Here is an 18,369-nt window from a genome sequence, read left to right as displayed (position 1 = left end):
CACGAGGGCCTGTTCACACTAATCCCGCCCGAGGGCGAGGACGCGAGACATGCACGCCATTCGTTTTGTGATCGAGGACATCCGCTTTGCCGAGCGCGATGTCACCCTGCGGCTGCCCTTCAGGTTCGGCAGCGCCACCGTGAACGCCTGTCCCCAGGCCTACGTCCGCACGCGCATCCGCCTGGAAGACGGCCGGACGGCGACGGGCTGCGCGGCCGAGATGATGATCCCCAAATGGTTCGACAAGCGCCCCGAACTGACGCAGGAACAGAACTTCGCACAATTGCGCGAGGCCCTGACCCTGACCCGCGAAGCCTATGGCTCGGATGCCGGGCCCGGCACCGCCTGGGGGCATTCTGCCCGTCACTACAGGGCCATCCATGAAGCGGCGGCGCAGCGCGGCCTGCCGCCCCTGGTGGCGTCCTACGGTCCCGCCCTGGTGGACCGGGCCGTGTTCGACGCCGTCTGCCGTATCCTGGAGATGGGATTTGCCCCAGCCTTGTCGACGAACGTCGCAGGCATGCGCCTGGCAGGTACCGGCCTGGCCGACGACCTGCTGGATTTCGATCTGGATGCCTTCCTGGCTGCGCATCCCATGTCCCTGGCCGGCCACCGGATTGCGGCGCGGCATACGGTCGGCCTGGCCGATGCGCTGGCCGAGCCCCGGCCCGGTTCGCCGGATGACGGCCTGCCCGTCAGCCTGGCGCAGGCCGTGGCCCGTTACGGCCATCGTCACTTCAAGATCAAGCTCGGGGGCGATGCGGCGGGCGACGTGAGCCGCCTGGCCGAGATCGTCCCGGTGATCCAGGACGTCATGGATCTGGTGACGTTCGACGGCAATGAGCAGTACCGCGACGCGGCGCATCTGGCGGAATTCCTGGATCGCCTGGAGCGGGAACCCGCGCTGGCGCCGCTGGTGGACCGTCTGGCGTTCATCGAGCAGCCGCTGGCGCGCACGCAGGCGCTGGAAGCGGATGTCTCGGCGCTCAGCCCGCGCGTGCCGCTGCTGGTGGATGAATCGGACGCCACGCTCGACGCCTTCCCCCGCGCGCGGGCGGTGGGCTACACCGGCGTGTCCAGCAAGAGCTGCAAGGGCTTCTACAAATCCGTGCTCAACGCCGCGCGTTGCGCAGCCTGGTCGCGCGAGACCGGGCGGACCTATTTCCTGTCGGGCGAGGATCTCACGATGCAGGCGGGCCTGGGCGTCCAGCAGGATCTGGCCCTGGCCGGCTGGCTGGGCCTGACCCACGTGGAACGCAACGGACATCACTACGTCAACGGCCTGGCCGCCGCGCCGCAGGCCGAACAACAGGGGTTCCTGCAAGGTTTCCCGACGCTTTACGAACATTCCGACGGCGCCGTCCGGCTCCGCATTGACGCCGGTTGGATCGATCTGAGCGGCCTCGACTGCACCGGTTTTGCGACCGGTGTGGCCGACGGTCACGTTTCCTGGGACGCGATGCGTTCCGTTTATTGAACGAAATTGAACGAGAGGACTTTTCCATGAGCACGCAACGTCTTGGAATCATCATGCACGGCGTCACGGGACGCATGGGCATGAACCAGCACCTGATCCGCTCCATCGTGGCGATCCGTCGCCAGGGCGGGGTCGCCCTGGCCAACGGTGACCGGGTGATGCCCGATCCGATCCTGGTGGGCCGCAATCTGGACAAGATCAAGGCCCTGGCCCAGGCGCACGGGATCGAGCGCTGCACCGACGATCTGGACGCCGCCCTCGCCAACCCGGAGGACACCGTGTTCTTCGACGCCGGCACCACGCAGATGCGTCCGGACCTGCTGGCGCGCGCGATCGCCGCCGGCAAGCACATCTACTGCGAAAAGCCCATTGCCACCGGCCTGGACGAGGCCCTGCGGGTCTGCCGTCTGGCGAAGGACGCCGGGATCAAGCACGGCGTGGTGCAGGACAAGCTGTTCCTGCCGGGCCTGCGCAAGCTGGACATGCTGCGCCGTTCGGGCTTTTTCGGCCGCATGCTCTCGGTGCGCATCGAGTTCGGCTACTGGGTGTTCGAAGGCGATCTGCAGCCCATCCAGCGTCCGTCCTGGAACTATCGCAAGGAAGACGGCGGCGGCATGATCCTCGACATGGTCTGCCACTGGCGTTACGTGCTGGACAATCTGTTCGGCGAGGTCCAGTCCGTGTCCTGCCTGGGCGCCACGCACATCCCCGAGCGCCTGGACGAGCAGGGCAAAACCTACGAAGCCACCGCCGACGACGCCGCCTACGCCACTTTTGAACTGAAGGGGCACAACGGCGAGCCGGTCATCGCGCAGGTCAACAGCTCGTGGACCACGCGCGTGCGCCGCGACGATCTGGTGACCTTCCACGTGGACGGTACGCACGGGTCGGCCGTGGCCGGCCTGACCGAATGCGTGGTCCAGCCGCGCGTCGGCACGCCGCGTCCGGTCTGGAATCCGGACGAAAAGCAGAAGATGCCCTTCATGGAGCAGTGGCAGACGGTGCCCGATACCGAGACCTACGACAACGGTTTCAAGATCCAGTGGGAACACTTCATCCGCCACGTCGCCGCCGACGAGCCCTTCCGCTGGACCCTGGAAGAGGGCGCCAAGGGCGTGCAACTGGTCGAGACCGCGCTGCAAAGCTGGCAAGAGCGCCGCTGGGTCGACGTGCCGGCGCTGTTCCCGAAGAACTGAGGAGATTTCGATGAGCGGCCGTATTCTGTTGCCCACACAAGCCGGTGGGCTCGAATCCTACGCCCTGCGTGGCGTGCCCGTGCCCCGGCCAGCCGGCGGAGCGGTGTTCAATCGTATCGCCTATTCGGCGGCCCACGTGGTGGCCGATCCGCTGGCCGTCGTGGACCCCTGGGTCGAGTCCGCCATCGACTGGGATGCCACGATCGGCTATCGCCGTCACCTGTGGTCCCTGGGCCTGGGCGTGGCCGAGGCCATGGACACGGCGCAGCGCGGCATGGGGCTGGATTGGGCGACCTCGCTCGAACTGATCCGGCGTTCGCTGGATGCGGCGCGCGACGTGCCGGGTGCCCGGGTGGCCTCGGGCTGCGGGACGGATCACCTCGCGCCGGAAGCGGCGCGCACGGTGGACGACGTGATCGCTGCCTACGAGGAACAGGTCGGGGCCATCGAGGCCCTGGGCGGCACGCTGATCATGATGGCCAGCCGCGCTCTGGTGCGCGTGGCGCGCGGTCCGGACGATTACGCCCGGGTCTACGGCCGCATCCTGGAACAGGTGCGCGAACCGGTGATCCTGCACTGGCTGGGCGATATGTTCGACCCGCAACTGCGCGGCTATTGGGGCACCGAGGACATCTCGCGCGCCATGGATACCGCCCTGGAGGTCATTGCCGCCCATGCCGACAAGGTGGACGGCATCAAGATTTCCCTGCTGGACAAGGACCGCGAGATCGAGATGCGCCGTCGCCTGCCGGCGGGTGTGCGCATGTACACCGGTGACGATTTCAACTATGCCGAACTGATCGCAGGCGACGGTGTGGGCGAGTTGCCCACGCATGGTCAGAGCGACGCGCTGCTGGGCATTTTCGATGCCATTGCGCCTGCCGCCAGCGCCGCACTGGCTGCCCTGGGTCAGGGCGACACCGCGCGTTTCCATCAAATTCTCGCGCCGACCGTGCCGCTGTCGCGCCATATTTTCGCGGCACCGACCCGGTTCTACAAGACGGGGGTGGTCTTCATGGCCTGGCTCAATGGCCATCAGAGCCATTTCTCGATGGTGGGCGGGCAGCAGAGCACGCGTTCCGTGCAGCACATGGCTGAACTGTTCCGTCTGGCCGATCAGGCCGGCGTGCTCGAACAACCGGATCTGGCCGTCGCACGCATGGGCCAGTGGCTGGCGGTGCACGGCATTCATCAATCCTGAGGAGCGCGGCATGCGGGACCTGTCCAAGGACCATGAACTCTTGTCCCTGAACACCGCCACGGTGCGCAAGCAGTGGCGGCTGGACACGATCATCGACGAATGCGCCCGGCGCGGCATTCGGGCGATCGCACCCTGGCGCGATCAGGTGGCGGCGGTGGGGCTGGATGTCATCGCCCGACAGTTGCGGGACACCGGTATCGGCCTGTCGGGCTATTGCCGGGGCGGGTTTTTCCCTGCGGCCGACGCCGCGGGTCTGGCGGCGGCGCTGGAAGACAACCGCCGCGCCGTGGACGAAGCCAGGACGCTGGATGCGCCTTGCCTGGTCCTGGTGGTGGGGTCTTTGCCGGGTGCCCTGCAGGGGGCGCCGGCCTATACCGACATCGCGCGGGCGCGCAACGAGGTGCGCGACGGCATCGCGGCCACACTGGAGTATGCGCGCACGGTGGGGATGCCGCTGGCGATCGAGCCGCTGCACCCCATGCAGGCCGCCGAGCGCGCCTGCATCAATACGATCGAGCAGGCCCTGGATCTGTGCGATGAACTGGACCCGGGGCGTACCGGCATGCTGGGTGTGGCCGTGGACGTCTATCACGTCTGGTGGGACCCGAAGCTGCATCAGCAGATCCACCGGGCGGGCGCGGATCGCCTGCTGGCCTATCATGTGTGCGACTGGCTGGCGCCGACGCGCGATCTGCTGAACGATCGCGGCATGATGGGCGATGGGGTCGTAGAGTTGAAGACCATTCGCCGCGAAATGGAAGCGGCCGGCTATGCCGGCCTGTGCGAAGTCGAGATCTTTTCCGAGGACTGGTGGAGCCGTCCCGGGGGCGACGTGCTGGATACCTGCATTCAGCGGCACAGTTCAGTGGTGTAGTGCTCAGAGGGCGCGGCGGCGGGCTGTTGACCTCGGCCTTGACCGTGGCTCCCGGCACGCGGGCCAGGGTGCGGATCGGCAGCGCTTCGTCGTCGCCGTCCAGGCCGCTGACCAGCGTCACGAAGCGTTCGGACCGGCGCGCTGGAAACGGCCATGGAGCCTTGGGAGCGGAACTCGCCGCGTGTTGCTGTTACTCAAAGAACAGCAGGTCGGTGTGGCCTGACGAGAGCTGCCCCATAGGAGCGGAGAAATGATGGATCGGAACGAACACCTGGCGGATGAACTGGAGCGCTTCCTGGCGCTCGACACCGCCGCAGGGCCCGGGTTGCGGGAATTCATCGTCGCGGGTTGTGCGACCGGGCTGACCCGATTGCGGACGGCCGAGGGCGAAGACTGGATCATGGCGTGTGTCGATGTCGGCCCGGCTCCGGCCGCACAGGCGGAGGAGGTCCACCGTTTGCTCATGCAGGCCAACAATCTCTGGGCGGGAACCCGGGGTAATACGCTGGGCCTGTATGGCGATGACGATGCGATCGTGCTCAGCAGGTCCTTGCGAACGGATGAGGTGTCGCCACAAGTGCTTGAGAACACCCTGCGCGCTCTGGTCGAGGACGCGCGTCGTTGGCGCATCTGGCTGGACCAACGGGTCGACGGCGCCGTGCCCGTCCTTAACTGAACAGGAAGTCATGAAGATGTCTTTGGAAAAGGAAATCTACGAAAACGCCGTGAAGGATCTGGCTGTGCATGTCGGCGTGGACGCAGCGGCATTGCTGCGCTCGGGCGAATTGACGATCGACGGCGTGCCGGTCGGTCTGGCCCTGGAATCAGAGACGGAGGCTGAGCCCGTGATCCAGGTGTTCTGCCCGGTCGGGACGGTGCCGGAAGACGGTGCCAGCCACGTGCGTCGAGAATTGCTTCGCGCCAATGCGTTCGGTTTGGGCACTGAAGGCGCGACTTTCGGCATGCAACAAAACACGGGAAAGGTGGTGCTGGCCCAACGGCTCGGCGCCGGGGCCGGGGCGCAGGCGCTGGCCAGGACGATGCGCCATCTTGCAGGCCTCGCGCTGGCCTGGCGGCGGCAACTGAACCTGCAAGCCTAGCACCGGCGTCTTTTCACCTCACTGAATGAATTGAATTGGAGAACTACATGTCGAACTACACCGAACTGCTGGAGCGCTACGCGCAATTCGTGGGCCTGACCCCGGCCGAGGCACTGCTGTCGACTGAGGAAGTCGTGGTGGGCGATGTGACCATCGGTTTGATGAACGAAGGCGGAGATGCCGGAGAAGTGGTGTTCTTCGCTCGCCTGGGACAGCCGACGGCCGCTGCGGGCCTCGAGGCGGTCTACCGCCTCATGCTGCAGGCCAATGCTTTGTGGAGCGGCACGGGGGGCAACACGATTGGTTTGCATGAATCTTCCGGCGAAGCCTTGCTGTGCGGCAGGATTCCCCTCGCTTTATGCTCGGCCCAGACGCTGTCCGGCCTGCTGGAGGCGTTCTCCGAAACCGCCCAGGTCTGGCGCGAGATCGTCCAGGGCCGGGTGCCCGCCATGCTGCCGCCCCTGGCGGCCTGAGTGAAAGCTTGAGGGAGATTGCCATGGGTGGTGTGCAGAATGGCGTCGGGCACGTGCAGGGACGCGTGCAGCACGGCGAACCGCTGGTTCACGACAAGGGCCTGTCGCAACAGACGGGGATCCAGTCGGGGCGCGGTGAAATGGAAGGACACGATATCGAGGTCTCGGACGGCACCGTCCGCCAGGAGGTGCTCAACGGCGGGCAGGAATCCAGGGGGGTCTTCGCCACGCTGTGGAGCGTGGGCACGAACCTGCTCGGCGCCGCCAACGAGTTCGCGAAGCAGATGAATCCCGGCCTGTATGACGACGAAGAGTCGGTTGTCGGCGAGGACGAGATCGATGTCGTCGACGAGAATCCGGTGATCGAGGAGGACGAGATCGAACCCTCGTCGGAGAAGCCGCGGTATATCGATATCGGCGAAATGGATGAGAACGGAGACGTCTGGTACGACGTGCTGGACGGGACCGAGGAGGATCCTGTATTCCTGGAGCCGGCTCCCATTTCCAGGCAGGACAACCTGCGGATGGACAAGGACCATGCCTTGCTGCACGAGGGGTTCCGTGTCGGGAAGAAAGAGCCCGACCAGGTCGAAGAACATGCGCCCAAGGAGCAGATCGCGCCGATGAATCAGGGGTTCATGCAGAAAACCCTGGGTGTCGCCTATTCCGCGTGGAACTGGCTGAGGGGCGGCAGTTCCACGCCCGAGTCAGTGCCGCAGGACACCCGCAGCGTGAGCGAAAAGAACATCAGTCAGATCGAGAAGCTGCAGATCGATACGGCGAAATGCTTGCAGAAACTCGACGAGCAGGTCCAGAAGGTCACGGGCAAGAGCATCATGGACCAGAATCCGGATCCGTCCAAGATCAAGCCGGATGTGTCCTCTCTGGGGTTCCAGGATCATGCTTGGCGCTGGGGCGAAACGACGAAGGCGTCCTTTAGCGAGGCAGTCAAGACGCTGGGCTGGTGCGCGGCGGGGGCGGGTATCGCATACGGAGGCTCCACCGTGTCCTCGCTGACCGGTGGCGGCATCTCGGGAAGTCTGGTGTCGATCCTGGGCGGATCTTATGTGGCGCTCAGCGCATTGCGGGATTTGCCTGGCAACGTGACGGATCGGACGACGGTCAATATGATCGAGAAAAGTCTGGCGGAAATCAATCAGTTGCTCGGTACGGCTCAGGAACTGATCTTGAAGGAGCAGCACCGGCAGGAATTGTCCGAAAAGCTGGGGATGATGTCCCAAGGCCGCCTGGAAACGATTGAACGGCTCGAACTCGAACTGGAAGTCGTGGATCGGCGGCTCGTGGGGCGCAAGGAGTCGGGCTCAGTCGAATCAGTGGAAAACCAGCCGCGCCTGCCCGCAGTCGTCGGGGATGGGGTGACGCGCAGCGAGACCTTGTCCGGCATTGCGCGTGTCAAGCAGGCGTTTTCTTCCTTTTTTGCGCCGGTCGTAGAGGGACTGTCGCGTGCGGGCCGGTTCCTGGGCGATGCCTTGGGCCTGACGGGTCTGAGCATGATCCAGAAGATGGATCGTGATGAAAACCGCGCGTATGAAAGCACGTACGCGAAGGGACTGCAGTTGCTGCAGCAGCAGTCCCAGGACAGCATCATGAGTAGAGATCTGGTGCAAAAGGCAGCCCTGCGCATGCTGGAGCTTCCGCAGGAACGGCCTACCGAGCCGAAGGAGGTGTCACAGCGGGTTCGGCAGATCGCACACAAGGGTGATTCGATGCGGCCAGTGCTGTGCCTGGGCGAGAATGTCGTGCGCCATGTGCGGGATGGCTCCGGGGGCTCCTTCGGCACGCTGATCGTCCCCGATAAGGGCGGCAACCGATTCGTCGTCAACAGCGGTCAGCCGACCGTGCGGGCGATGTGCCACTACCTCGACGTGCTGGCACGGGATGTAGGCAAGGAAAATACGCTCGGCGTCAAGGTGGACGATTCCGGCAGCCTGGTGCTGCACGATCCGGATCGACGCCTCTATCAGTTCCTGGTGGGGGCGCCGCAAGCCATGACTCCTTTGTTCATGAGTCCGGTCGGCGCGGGATCCCAGTGGCGCGAGGCGACCGAGCATGCCGGCCGGATGTGGATCAACGATTCTTCGGGCCAGTTGCCCGGCGGCGCCAATCGCGTCGTGTTCGAGATCGGTGTGGACGAGGGCAGGGATGTTCTGAAGCTGCGCTTTGAGCACCTCGACAGGGACGAACTGGTATCTTCCGTGTCCGATATGCCCGAGCATTCCATGAGCAAGCAGTTGGCGCTGATGGATACCGCCTACCGCGATGCATACCGATCCGGCTCGCAGTCGGCGACGGTGGATAGCCTGGACGACGAGAGTTTGATGCGGCGCTACAAGGGTTCGAACGAACTGCTGGGCGTTCCCGGGGAAGACTACGGCCGCTGGCCACTGGAGAGCCTGCAGGAACGGCGCGAACAGCTTCTGAGCCGCCTGGCCAAGGAGCAGGTGCTGCTTCAGCGGGATAACGACAGCTATCAACTGCTGCAGAACGACGACCAGTTGCGGGTCGTCAGCCAGCGGGTCTGAACGGCAGCGCCGGAAAGGGGGGGCGGCTGCCGCACCCCCCTTCTCTTTGATGGGGGTGCCGGCCTTGCAGCCGCGCGAGGGGCCGCCGTACACTTGCGGCGGACTTCTCCATCCACTCACCTCTTCCGGACGGCCCCTCCGGCCGTAATCCCCTTATGACGACTTCCTACTTTCCGCAGTGGCGCCGCGTGTCCGGCACCGCCGACGGCGCCGTGGTCCAGCCCGACGAGACTATGGCCTGGCCCCAGACGGTGGCCATGGGCGCGCAGCACGTGGTGGCCATGTTCGGCTCCACCATCCTGGCGCCGCTCATCATGGGCTTCGACCCCAATATGGCCATCCTGATGTCGGGGGTGGGCACGCTGATCTTCTTTCTGTTCGTCGGCGGCCGGGTGCCCAGCTACCTGGGTTCCAGTTTTGCCTTCATCGGCGGCGTGATCGCCGTCAGCGGCTATTCGGGCAGCGGGCCGAATCTGAACATGGGTGTGGCGCTGGGCGCCATCGTCGTCTGCGGTCTGATCTATACCGGAATCGGTCTGTTGACCATGCTGCTCAATGCCCGCCAGGAGGGCGGAGCCGACTGGATCGACCGTTGGATGCCGCCCGTGGTCACCGGCGCCGTCGTGGCCGTGATCGGTCTGAATTTGGCGCCGATCGCGGCCAAGGGTGCGATGGGCGGCTCGCTGTTCGAGTCCTCCATGGCGCTCATGACGGTCCTGTGCGTCGGCGGCGTGGCCGTGTACACACGCGGCCTGGTGCAGCGCCTGCTGATCCTGGTGGGTCTGCTGGCCGCCTGTGTGCTCTACGTGATCCTGGCCAACGGCTTGGGGTTGGGCAAGGCGATCGATTTCGCCGCCATTGCCGCCGCGCCCTGGTTGGGGCTCCCCACGCTGACGGCGCCTGTATTCGAAGCCCACGCCATCAGCGTGATTGCGCCGGTGGCCGTCATTCTGGTGGCCGAGAACCTGGGCCATATCAAGGCGGTCAGCGCCATGACGGGCCAGAACCTGGACCGCTATCTGGGCCGTGCCTTCATGGGCGACGGCGTGGCGACGATGATATCCGGCGCCGTGGGCGGCACGGGAGTCACGACCTACGCGGAAAACATCGGTGTGATGACCGCGACGAAAATCTATTCCACGCTGGTGTTCGTGGTGGCGGCTCTGGTCGCCCTGGTGCTGGGTTTCTCGCCTAAATTCGGCGCGGTCATCCAGGCCATTCCCGGGCCTGTCCTGGGCGGCATGTCAGTGGTGGTGTTTGGCCTGATCACCATTGCAGGCGCTCGTATCTGGGTGGTCAATCAAGTCGATTTCAGCGACAACCGCAATCTGATTGTCGCCGCCGTCACGTTGATCCTGGGCGCGGGCAATTTTTCCATCGACTTCGGCAGCTTCAAGCTCGACGGCATCGGTACCGCGACTTTCGGCGCCATCCTTCTGCACGCGTTGTTGCGTGGGCGCCGCCAGCGGCTGGCGTGACCTTCCTTGCCCGCCCGGCCAGGGGCGGGTCTGGGAAACGATCCGGATTTATGCTTGAAGCGTGGAACTCCTTGTTTTCAATGGTTACTTAAGAGTGCAGGGGCCTTTGAGCAAGGCCGGAAATCCTTCGGCCCGGGCCCGAACTAAATTTGAGAGAAATCAGAGATGAGTGCCATCAGTACCGTGAGTTCCTATCTTTCCTGGGGCGCCCAGGAGTCCGCCCAGGGGTCCAAGAACGCGCCTGTGGCCGAAGGCGCCAAGCAGCCGCGCGGCGATCAGGAAGTCCGGGAAAGCTACAACGTGAAAATCAGCGAAGCCTACCAGGAGTTCAAGACGAAATTCCAGGAATTCCATGATCAGGAACAGTGTTTCGGAGAGGCTCTGGCGCGCGAGGCCTACGAGGTGCGCAGCAAGATCAAGGAAGAACACCAGGAGCAGACTTCGTACCTGGGGCGCGCAGCGATCTGGCTGCGCAACATGGTGATGTACAGCAGCAGCAACGCATCCTACGAGGGCCTGAGCAAGACCAAGAATCCCGAGGAGATCGCCTATTCGGCCTTCAAGACCGGCGGCGGCGACCTGGGCCTGAAGAACAATGGCTTTGGCGACAAGCTCGACGTCTGGAATGCGATCAAGGAGGTGTCGACGCTGTACCCGGAAGACATCACGGATGCGATGGTCAGCGCCTACAAGGCGCAGGAGCCCGGCAAGGTGGACGTCGACGCCATCCTGGCCGCGCGCAGCGACACCAGCCCGACCGATGCGTTCCTGGATTTGCTCAAGCCCGGGACGAACACCTTCAAGACCTACGCCTGAGGCGTTTGATCGTCCACGGCCCGGAGGGCGCCGCGCAGGACGCGGCCCTCCGGGCCGTTTTCATTTGCCCTCGGCAATGCGCGCCAGTGCTTCGGCATCCACGGCGTCGATCTGCGCTGTCTTCATGAAGTCGCGTGCGTAGGCCAGCCAGACGGGGCTGCGCAGGAAGTACAAGTACAGTTGGGGGTCGAGATGCCCATCCCTGCACATGAACGCCATGATGCGCAGGGACTCGGACAGGGTCTTGGATGGCTTGTAGGGGCGGTCGGCGGCTGTCAGCGCCTCGAAGACGTCGACCAGGGCCATGATGCGTTCGGTGAGCTGCAGCTTTTCTCCGGGAATACGGCGCGGATAGCCGGCGCCGTCCATTCTTTCGTGGTGGTTGGCCGCGATGTCGGGCACCCGTTCCAGGTGGCGTGGCCAGGGCAGTTGGGTCAGCATGGTCAGGGTTTGGACCATGTGATCGTTGATCGCAAAGCGGTCCTCTTCCGTCAGCGTGCCGCGGCGGATGGTCAGATTGTGCAATTCCCCCGCATTTTGCCGGCATGCCGGCAGTTTCATGTCGAACCCCAGCGTGTTGCGCGGGTCATCGCGCTCCACTGCGGGCTTGCGCGCTTCATCCCACGGCACGATGTGCTCGGGTTTGTCGGCCAGTAACGATTCGGCGGCGGGCAGCTCGGGCGGGTGCGGGCGGCTGATCGCCAGTTTGGCGAGCTCGGCCGAAGACAGGCCGATGCTGTCGTCAAAATGGCGCATCCAGGTCGTTTCCGCGATCTGGTGCAGGCGCGCGATCGCCTCGTCGGAGAGGAATTCTCCGCCGATGTTGCATTGGGCGACGAACCGGAAGTCGTCCTGCAATTGCGCGTGCCGCGCATTCAGGGTGGCGGCGGCGCGATCCTCATCCTCGCCCGCGAGCCTGGCCTGCAGGCGGTTGATCTCGGCATCGCGCCACAGGACTTCGAAACGCATGCGGATTTCATGGATCCGGTTGTGGATGACCTCCAGCTTGGTGGCCTTGTCGATGATGTGCTCGGGGCTGGTGACCTTGCCGCAATCGTGCAGCCAGGCGGCGAGACGGAATTCGTAGCGCTCATCTTCGTTCAGAGTGAAGTCGGCGTACGGCCCGCTGGTTTCCGCCGCGATCTGATCGGCCAGCATGATGGCCAGTTGGGGGACGCGTTCGCAATGGCCGCCGGTGTAGGGGCTCTTGGCATCGATGGCGTCGGCCAGGACGCGAATGATCGCGTCCAGCAGCTCCTTCTGGGCCTGCATGAACTGGCGCGCCTCGATGGACATGGCCAGCATGCCGGTCAACTGGTTCGTAAACGACAGGAACTCGGGCGAGGTGTGGTCCGGATCCCGCGCATGGGTCAGCACGAGCAGTCCTTCCAGGTGGCCCCGGCGGCTGCGTAATTCGAACGTGATCCGCTCATGTGGACCGTCATCGTTCATGTCCACATCCGGCGGTGGCCAGTGTTCCGGCCAAGCGCCGCATTCTGGTGCTTCTTTCCCGACGTTGAACGTAGCGGCCAGCAGCAGGGATTCCCGCCCGTCCTCCGACAGGTAGACGGCGCCGTCCAGGCAGCGTGTGGCCTTGACGAGCTTTTCCAGCACTTGGGCAAGCATGGCTTCAATGCGCGGTTCGGAGCCCAGCGTCTGGCTGATTTCCAGGAAGGCCTGGACCGTGCCGCCGACATGGTTCATGACCTGGTTGAGTTCGCCGACCTCGCGCAGGCGCGTCGACCCGGATCCGGGTCGGCTGAAGTCGAACAATGACATTCTTCGCGCACGGTCCGTCAGGCGTTCCAGCGCGTGGCCCACGGAGCTTCCGGTGCTCCATCCAAGCGGCAGAAGAAGCAGGATCAGAACGGACGATATGAGGACCATGTGCATCCGATTGCGTGCCAGATCGCCGAGTAGTTCATCTGCGGGCGCAGTGACCAGCAGTTGCAGATCAAGCCCCTGGATGCCGTCGAACGGAAATGCGGCTCCCAGCCATTCCCGACCGTCCTCTTCATACAGGAGGACGGAGTCGGTCGAGGACGGGGCCGTTTTCCACAGGCGGGACAACGCTGCCGCGCCCAGGTCATCCAGTGACGACAGCCTGGGCTGTCCATCGGGCTGGATCGACGCTGGCGGCGTCGCGCCGCTGTAGGCGATGATGGTGCCGTCCGGAGTCGCCAAGGCCAATTCGGCGCTGGGCGTCATGCGCAGGCTGGCAAGGCCTTTGCCCAGATCCGTCAGGGTGATGTCCACGCCCACGACCGCTTGTCCCGAGCGGGCTGACCGGGACAAGGTGATCCCGGCCTGGTGGTTCGTAAAGAAAGCGTAGGGCCCCGAGGTCACGATTTCGTCGTTTGTCATCGACTGGGTATACCAGGGACGTGTGCGTGGATCGAATGCGTTCTCGGACTGGTCTCTTTGCGTCAGCAGTTCATGCTGTGCATCGTAGAAAAACAGGTGATTGCGCGTGGAGCCGTCTTCGAGGCGCGTGAGCATGTTGATGAGGTAATCGGCGCGGGGCGGCGCCTGGAAATAGTGCCGGGTTTTCTCGTCCTGCAGAGGCCGCAGTGAGAGAAAGTCTCCGTTCCGGTAGCCCACGTAGAGGCTGGATATCAACGGGTTGGCCGCCAGCGTAGGCGCCAGCGTGGTGCGCAGCATCCATTCCTCGTTTTCCCGCACCTTGCGGATGAAAGGATTGGAGGCGAGGACGTTCAGCATGGCTTCGCCCGGCGCAATCATCCGGCGGGACCGCTCGGCGGTCAGTTGGCTGGCATTGAGCGCGATCACCTGCGCCATGTCGAGAAAGGCCCGCTTGGATCCGAACCAGCTCAGCGAGATCAGCACAACGGCCACGAGCGTCATGGCGATGACCGTGATACCGGCGATGATATGACGGATGGGCCAGGCGCGTGCCGAACGGGGGGGATGCGGCATGGGGCTGTTCGTGTCGTCTCGCATTTCCGCTCCGGCGGCCGGGAAAGAAGCCCCGGCGGGCTGTGTGTATATTGAATGTTCAGGCTTGGATTGTATAGTGGTCCGGCTTTGAGACGGCGCCTGAGCCACGCCGGTTGCGAGCAAGAGAGAAACGGCGATTTTACCTTGACTCTGCATCGAGGCACCGGGGCTTGCTTTTTCCCTCCGGATTGCCCACAATATCCTCAAGCACCCCGGTTTCGGCCGGGGTTTTTCACGGGCGAGCCGGCAGGCCACCTGGTCGGGATGTCGGTGGCGCCATGCTACGTCGGTCCCTCATCAGCCCCCACATGGGCGCGCATGGCCAGGCAGCCCTCAGCGGGCCGGAACCACCACATTTCGCCCCTCTTTCTTTCGTTGTCGGGCGCCCCGCGCATGGGGCGTCTTTTACTTTTAGAGTCAGGAACTATGTCTGCGATCCCTTTGACAGCTCGCGGGGCAGAGCGCTTACAGGCTGAATTGCACCGTCTGAAGACGGTCGAGCGCCCCGAAGTCATTAACGCCATCGCCGAGGCGCGGGCCCAGGGTGATTTGTCCGAAAACGCCGAATACGATGCTGCGCGCGAGCGCCAGGGCTTCATCGAGGGCCGCATCCAGGAACTGGAAGGCACGCTGTCCAACGCCCAGATCATCAATCCGGCGGACCTGGACGTGGCCGGTCAGGCCGTGTTCGGCGCGATCGTCGAGATCGAGGACCTGGAATCGGGCGAACGCCTGACCTATCAGATCGTCGGTGATCTGGAAGCCGACATCCGCGCCAACATGATCTCGGTGTCCAGCCCCGTGGCGCGCGCCCTGATCGGCCGCAGCGAAGGCGACGTGGTCGAAGTGCGTGCGCCGGCCGGTGTGCGCGAATACGAAGTCTGTTCCGTCAGCTACGAGTAACGGACTTGCATTCAGCCGGATCGCCACGAGTCGGTTTTACGGCGCGTGTGCCGGCTGGATGCCACGTGGCGGATTAGCGGCTGCGGCCGCCGCGCCGGGCTCCGGCGCGCAGCGACAGCGCACTGCCGTTGCCGCCGCCGCTGTTGCGACGCGGGATGCCGTGGCCTGCATCGGCACGGTTGCTTCGTGCCGGTTTCGTCCCTTTGGCGGTGCTCCGGTCGTCGGCCGGACGCGTTTTGCGGCCCGCATCCGGTGCGGACCGTTCGGCCGATCCGTCCTGCCTGGGGCCGGAGGCGCGTTGCGGGGCGGGGCGGGCGGCACGCGGTTGTGCCGCCTGTTTTTTAGGCACGTAGGGTTCGGATTTCCGGCGCACGGCCCGGGTGGCGTTTTCAGCCGCCTGCGCGGCCTGTTGCGCAAGCAGATCGGGCCGATAGATAATCAGCGTTTTGCCGAGATGATGCACTGCGGCGCAGGACAGCGTTTCGCAGATTTCCGCCAGCATCGCGTCGCGTTCGTCGCGCTCGGCGCCGGCGACACGGATCTTGATCAGTTCATGGGCCGCCAGAGTGCGGTCGATTTCTTCCAGCACGGCGGCAGTCAGGCCGCGGTCGCCGATCAGGACGACGGGATGCAGGGGATGAGCAGCGGCGCGTAGAGCGCTGCGCTCTTGAGAGGTCAGTTCGAGTTTCGGCATATTGGAATTGTACGAGAATGGCCAAGAAAAAATTCTCTAAAGCCTGGGTTCAGCGGCATATTCACGACCCTTACGTCAAAATGGCGCAACAGAAGGGTTATCGTGCGCGCGCCGCCTTCAAGCTGACCGAGATTCTGGATACGGAAAAACTGCTGCGTCGCGGCGACGTGGTCGTGGACCTGGGCTCGACGCCCGGCAGTTGGTCGCAGATCGTGCGCGAACGCCTGCTGGCGGCGGGCGGCGAGATCGACGGCCGTGTGCTGGCGCTGGACCTGCTGCCCATGGAACCCATCGCCGGGGTGGAATTCATCCAGGGCGACTTCCGAGAGGACGCCATCCTGGCGCAATTGCACGAACGTCTGGGCGGGCAGGCGGTGGATCTTGTAATTTCCGACATGGCCCCCAATCTGTCAGGTGTGGCCTCGGCGGATTCCGCCCGCATTGCCCACGTCTGCGAATTGGCGCTGGAATTCGCCTGCAGTCACCTGAAGCCGGAGGGCGCCTTGGTAGTCAAGGCCTTCCACGGCAGCGGGTTTTCGCAGATCGTGCAGATGTTCAAGCAGCATTTCGTCCGGGTGGTCGAGCGCAAGCCCAAGGCGTCCCGGGACGAGTCCTCCGAGACCTTCCTGGTTGGCCGCGTGTTGAAAAGCCCTGCTCCGGGACGGGCGCTGGCCGATGACGTGGACGCTGCGTCCGCCTAGCGGATTCAGGTAGAATGAAGCATTGACGTATCTGTCAGCTTGTTGTAATTGCGCGTCGCCGGATGCGGCGCGCGGGCGACGGGCGGGCAGCGGTATATACCCAGGAGGTTGGCTTTGAACAACTCGTTTTCCAAGGTTGCGGTCTGGCTGGTGATCGCGCTCGTGCTCTTCACGGTGTTCAAGCAGTTCGACGGACACACGGCTACGAGCGGGGATGCGGTCAGTTACACGCAATTCATGAACGACGCGCGTGCCGGCCGAATCAACAAGGTCGACATTCAGGGCGACACGATCTACGTGTCCCCGGAATCCGGTCGTTCCTACAGCCTGACCTCGCCCGGCGACCTGTGGATGGTGCCCGAACTGGTCAAGAACGGTGTCCAGGTTTCCGGCAAGGCCCGCGAAGAGCCTTCTTTCCTGGCCAGCCTGTTCATTTCCTGGTTCCCGATGCTGCTGCTGATCGGGGTGTGGATTTTCTTCATGCGCCAGATGCAGGGCGGCGGCAAGGGCGGGGCGTTCAGCTTCGGCAAGTCGCGTGCGCGCATGATGGATGAAAATACCAACAACATCACGTTCGCAGACGTCGCCGGTTGCGACGAGGCCAAGGAAGACGTCCAGGAATTGGTCGATTTCCTGCGTGACCCCACCAAATTCCAGCGCTTGGGCGGCCGCATCCCGCGCGGCGTGCTGATGGTCGGCTCTCCGGGTACGGGTAAAACGCTGCTGGCCAAGGCCATCGCCGGCGAAGCCAAGGTTCCGTTCTTCAGCATTTCCGGTTCGGATTTCGTCGAAATGTTCGTCGGCGTGGGCGCAGCCCGTGTGCGCGACATGTTCGAGAACGCCAAAAAACAGTCCCCCTGCATCATCTTCATCGATGAAATCGACGCCGTGGGCCGCCAGCGCGGCGCCGGCCTGGGCGGGGGCAACGACGAACGCGAACAGACCCTGAACCAGTTGCTGGTCGAAATGGACGGTTTCGAGACCGGCCAGGGCGTGCTGGTGATCGCCGCCACCAACCGGCCCGACGTGCTGGACCCGGCGCTGCTGCGCCCGGGCCGCTTCGACCGCCAGGTGGTCGTGTCGCTGCCTGACATCCGCGGCCGCGAGCAGATCCTGAAAGTCCACATGCGCAAGGTGCCCATCGCCCAGAACGTCGACGCCAGTGTGCTGGCGCGCGGCACGCCGGGCTTTTCCGGCGCCGACCTGGCCAATCTGATCAACGAGGCCGCGCTGTTCGCCGCGCGCCGCAACGGCCGTACGGTGGACATGTCCGACCTGGAAAAGGCCAAGGACAAGATCATCATGGGCGCGGAACGCCGCTCCATGATCATGCCCGAAGAAGAACGCCGCAACACGGCCTATCATGAGTCCGGCCACGCCCTGGTGGCGCGCTTGCTGCCCAAGACCGATCCGGTACACAAGGTCACCATCATCCCGCGCGGCCGCGCGCTGGGGGTGACGATGCAGTTGCCCGAGGGTGATCGCTACAGCATGGACAAGGAACGTCTGCTGAATACCATCGCGGTGCTGTTCGGCGGCCGTATCGCCGAAGAAGTCTTCATGGGCCAGATGACGACGGGCGCCTCCAACGACTTCGAGCGCGCCACCGCCATCGCCCGCGACATCGTCACGCGCTACGGCATGACCGATTCCCTGGGCCCCGTGGTATATGCCGAAAACGAGGGCGAGGTCTTCCTGGGTCGCAGCGTGACCAAGACCACGCACGTGTCCGAGGCCACCATGCAAAAGGTCGATTCCGAGATCCGCAGCATCATCGACGAGCAGTACCGCGTGGCGCGCAACCTGATCGAGTCCAACCAGGACAAGATGCACGTCATGGCCAAGGCCCTGCTCGAATGGGAAACCATCGACGCCGAACAGATCGAAGACATCATGTCCGGCCGCCCGCCGCGCGCGCCGCAGCCGCCGGCCTCGGGGGGCGATGCGCCGCAGGC

At 64.4% G+C, this 18,369-nt stretch carries 15 protein-coding genes; 13 read left to right on the top strand and 2 right to left on the bottom strand.

The genetic code is table 11. The features are described from left to right. Positions 1-49: 49 nt before the first annotated feature. From WA983_RS10340 to WA983_RS10295, 10 genes are all read left to right on the top strand, one after another. Positions 50-1,477, top strand: coding sequence for an enolase C-terminal domain-like protein (locus tag WA983_RS10340; RefSeq protein WP_424312003.1), 1,428 nt, complete (start codon positions 50-52; stop codon positions 1,475-1,477). 26 nt (positions 1,478-1,503) lie between these two features. Then, positions 1,504-2,673, top strand: coding sequence for a Gfo/Idh/MocA family protein (locus tag WA983_RS10335; protein WP_424249421.1), 1,170 nt, complete (start codon positions 1,504-1,506; stop codon positions 2,671-2,673). Between the two features lie 10 nt (positions 2,674-2,683). Continuing rightward, on the top strand, positions 2,684-3,874 hold the full coding sequence (locus WA983_RS10330) for a dihydrodipicolinate synthase family protein (RefSeq protein WP_424249419.1): 1,191 nt from the start codon (positions 2,684-2,686) through the stop codon (positions 3,872-3,874). Positions 3,875-3,884: 10 nt separating this feature from the next. Beyond that, positions 3,885-4,748, top strand: a complete 864-nt coding sequence (locus WA983_RS10325; RefSeq protein ID WP_424249418.1) for a sugar phosphate isomerase/epimerase family protein — start codon at positions 3,885-3,887, stop codon at positions 4,746-4,748. A 250-nt stretch (positions 4,749-4,998) separates the two neighbouring features. Continuing rightward, complete coding sequence (locus tag WA983_RS10320; protein ID WP_424249417.1) at positions 4,999-5,424, top strand: type III secretion system chaperone; 426 nt, start codon at positions 4,999-5,001, stop codon at positions 5,422-5,424. A 16-nt stretch (positions 5,425-5,440) separates the two neighbouring features. Continuing rightward, positions 5,441-5,848, top strand: coding sequence for a CesT family type III secretion system chaperone (locus WA983_RS10315; RefSeq protein WP_424312002.1), 408 nt, complete (start codon positions 5,441-5,443; stop codon positions 5,846-5,848). Between the two features lie 47 nt (positions 5,849-5,895). Further along, positions 5,896-6,321: a CesT family type III secretion system chaperone gene (locus WA983_RS10310; protein ID WP_424249414.1), complete on the top strand. Its 426-nt coding sequence runs from the start codon at positions 5,896-5,898 to the stop codon at positions 6,319-6,321. 23 nt (positions 6,322-6,344) lie between these two features. Continuing rightward, a complete protein-coding gene (locus WA983_RS10305) occupies positions 6,345-8,864 on the top strand; it encodes a hypothetical protein (protein ID WP_424249412.1) in 2,520 nt (839 codons plus the stop codon). 155 nt (positions 8,865-9,019) lie between these two features. Next, positions 9,020-10,342: a solute carrier family 23 protein gene (locus WA983_RS10300; RefSeq protein WP_424249410.1), complete on the top strand. Its 1,323-nt coding sequence runs from the start codon at positions 9,020-9,022 to the stop codon at positions 10,340-10,342. Between the two features lie 165 nt (positions 10,343-10,507). Then, entirely contained in the window at positions 10,508-11,158 is a 651-nt protein-coding gene (locus WA983_RS10295; protein ID WP_424249408.1) for a hypothetical protein, read from the top strand. A gap of 60 nt (positions 11,159-11,218) precedes the next feature. Here the strand turns inward: WA983_RS10295 and WA983_RS10290 are convergent, their stop codons facing one another. Beyond that, positions 11,219-14,095 (bottom strand): HD domain-containing phosphohydrolase, encoded by a 2,877-nt coding sequence (locus tag WA983_RS10290; protein WP_424249406.1) that lies wholly within the window; start codon positions 14,093-14,095, stop codon positions 11,219-11,221. A 447-nt stretch (positions 14,096-14,542) separates the two neighbouring features. Here WA983_RS10290 and greA point away from each other — a divergent pair, with 447 nt between their 5' ends. Further along, on the top strand, positions 14,543-15,019 hold the full coding sequence (gene greA, locus WA983_RS10285; RefSeq protein WP_424249404.1) for a transcription elongation factor GreA: 477 nt from the start codon (positions 14,543-14,545) through the stop codon (positions 15,017-15,019). Between the two features lie 73 nt (positions 15,020-15,092). On the opposite strand, the gene WA983_RS10280 is transcribed toward greA, so the two are convergent. Continuing rightward, the gene (locus WA983_RS10280; protein WP_424312001.1) at positions 15,093-15,713 is read right to left on the bottom strand and encodes a YhbY family RNA-binding protein; all 621 of its coding nucleotides are present in this window, start codon (positions 15,711-15,713) and stop codon (positions 15,093-15,095) included. Positions 15,714-15,730: 17 nt separating this feature from the next. On the opposite strand from WA983_RS10280, the gene WA983_RS10275 reads away from it, so the two are divergent. Continuing rightward, positions 15,731-16,414 (top strand): RlmE family RNA methyltransferase, encoded by a 684-nt coding sequence (locus WA983_RS10275; RefSeq protein ID WP_424250356.1) that lies wholly within the window; start codon positions 15,731-15,733, stop codon positions 16,412-16,414. A 114-nt stretch (positions 16,415-16,528) separates the two neighbouring features. After that, positions 16,529-18,369, top strand: a 1,841-nt coding sequence (gene ftsH / locus WA983_RS10270) for an ATP-dependent zinc metalloprotease FtsH (RefSeq protein ID WP_424312000.1), incomplete at its 3' end; no start/stop codon positions are given.

The sequence above is a fragment of the Castellaniella sp. genome (assembly GCF_049650445.1).
Classification (GTDB): Bacteria; Pseudomonadota; Gammaproteobacteria; order Burkholderiales; family Burkholderiaceae_B; genus Castellaniella.
This window is presented reverse-complemented; position numbering and strand designations above follow the sequence as displayed.

Coding starts and splice junctions, on each gene's coding strand:
- WA983_RS10340 (WP_424312003.1), top strand. CDS start 50: ATGCACGCCATTCGTTTTGTGATCGAGGACATCCGCTTTGCCGAGCGC.
- WA983_RS10315 (WP_424312002.1), top strand. CDS start 5,441: ATGTCTTTGGAAAAGGAAATCTACGAAAACGCCGTGAAGGATCTGGCT.
- WA983_RS10280 (WP_424312001.1), bottom strand. CDS start 15,713: ATGCCGAAACTCGAACTGACCTCTCAAGAGCGCAGCGCTCTACGCGCC.
- WA983_RS10325 (WP_424249418.1), top strand. CDS start 3,885: ATGCGGGACCTGTCCAAGGACCATGAACTCTTGTCCCTGAACACCGCC.
- WA983_RS10320 (WP_424249417.1), top strand. CDS start 4,999: ATGATGGATCGGAACGAACACCTGGCGGATGAACTGGAGCGCTTCCTG.
- WA983_RS10335 (WP_424249421.1), top strand. CDS start 1,504: ATGAGCACGCAACGTCTTGGAATCATCATGCACGGCGTCACGGGACGC.
- WA983_RS10330 (WP_424249419.1), top strand. CDS start 2,684: ATGAGCGGCCGTATTCTGTTGCCCACACAAGCCGGTGGGCTCGAATCC.
- WA983_RS10300 (WP_424249410.1), top strand. CDS start 9,020: ATGACGACTTCCTACTTTCCGCAGTGGCGCCGCGTGTCCGGCACCGCC.
- WA983_RS10275 (WP_424250356.1), top strand. CDS start 15,731: ATGGCCAAGAAAAAATTCTCTAAAGCCTGGGTTCAGCGGCATATTCAC.
- WA983_RS10305 (WP_424249412.1), top strand. CDS start 6,345: ATGGGTGGTGTGCAGAATGGCGTCGGGCACGTGCAGGGACGCGTGCAG.
- WA983_RS10310 (WP_424249414.1), top strand. CDS start 5,896: ATGTCGAACTACACCGAACTGCTGGAGCGCTACGCGCAATTCGTGGGC.
- WA983_RS10295 (WP_424249408.1), top strand. CDS start 10,508: ATGAGTGCCATCAGTACCGTGAGTTCCTATCTTTCCTGGGGCGCCCAG.
- greA (WP_424249404.1), top strand. CDS start 14,543: ATGTCTGCGATCCCTTTGACAGCTCGCGGGGCAGAGCGCTTACAGGCT.
- WA983_RS10290 (WP_424249406.1), bottom strand. CDS start 14,095: ATGCCGCATCCCCCCCGTTCGGCACGCGCCTGGCCCATCCGTCATATC.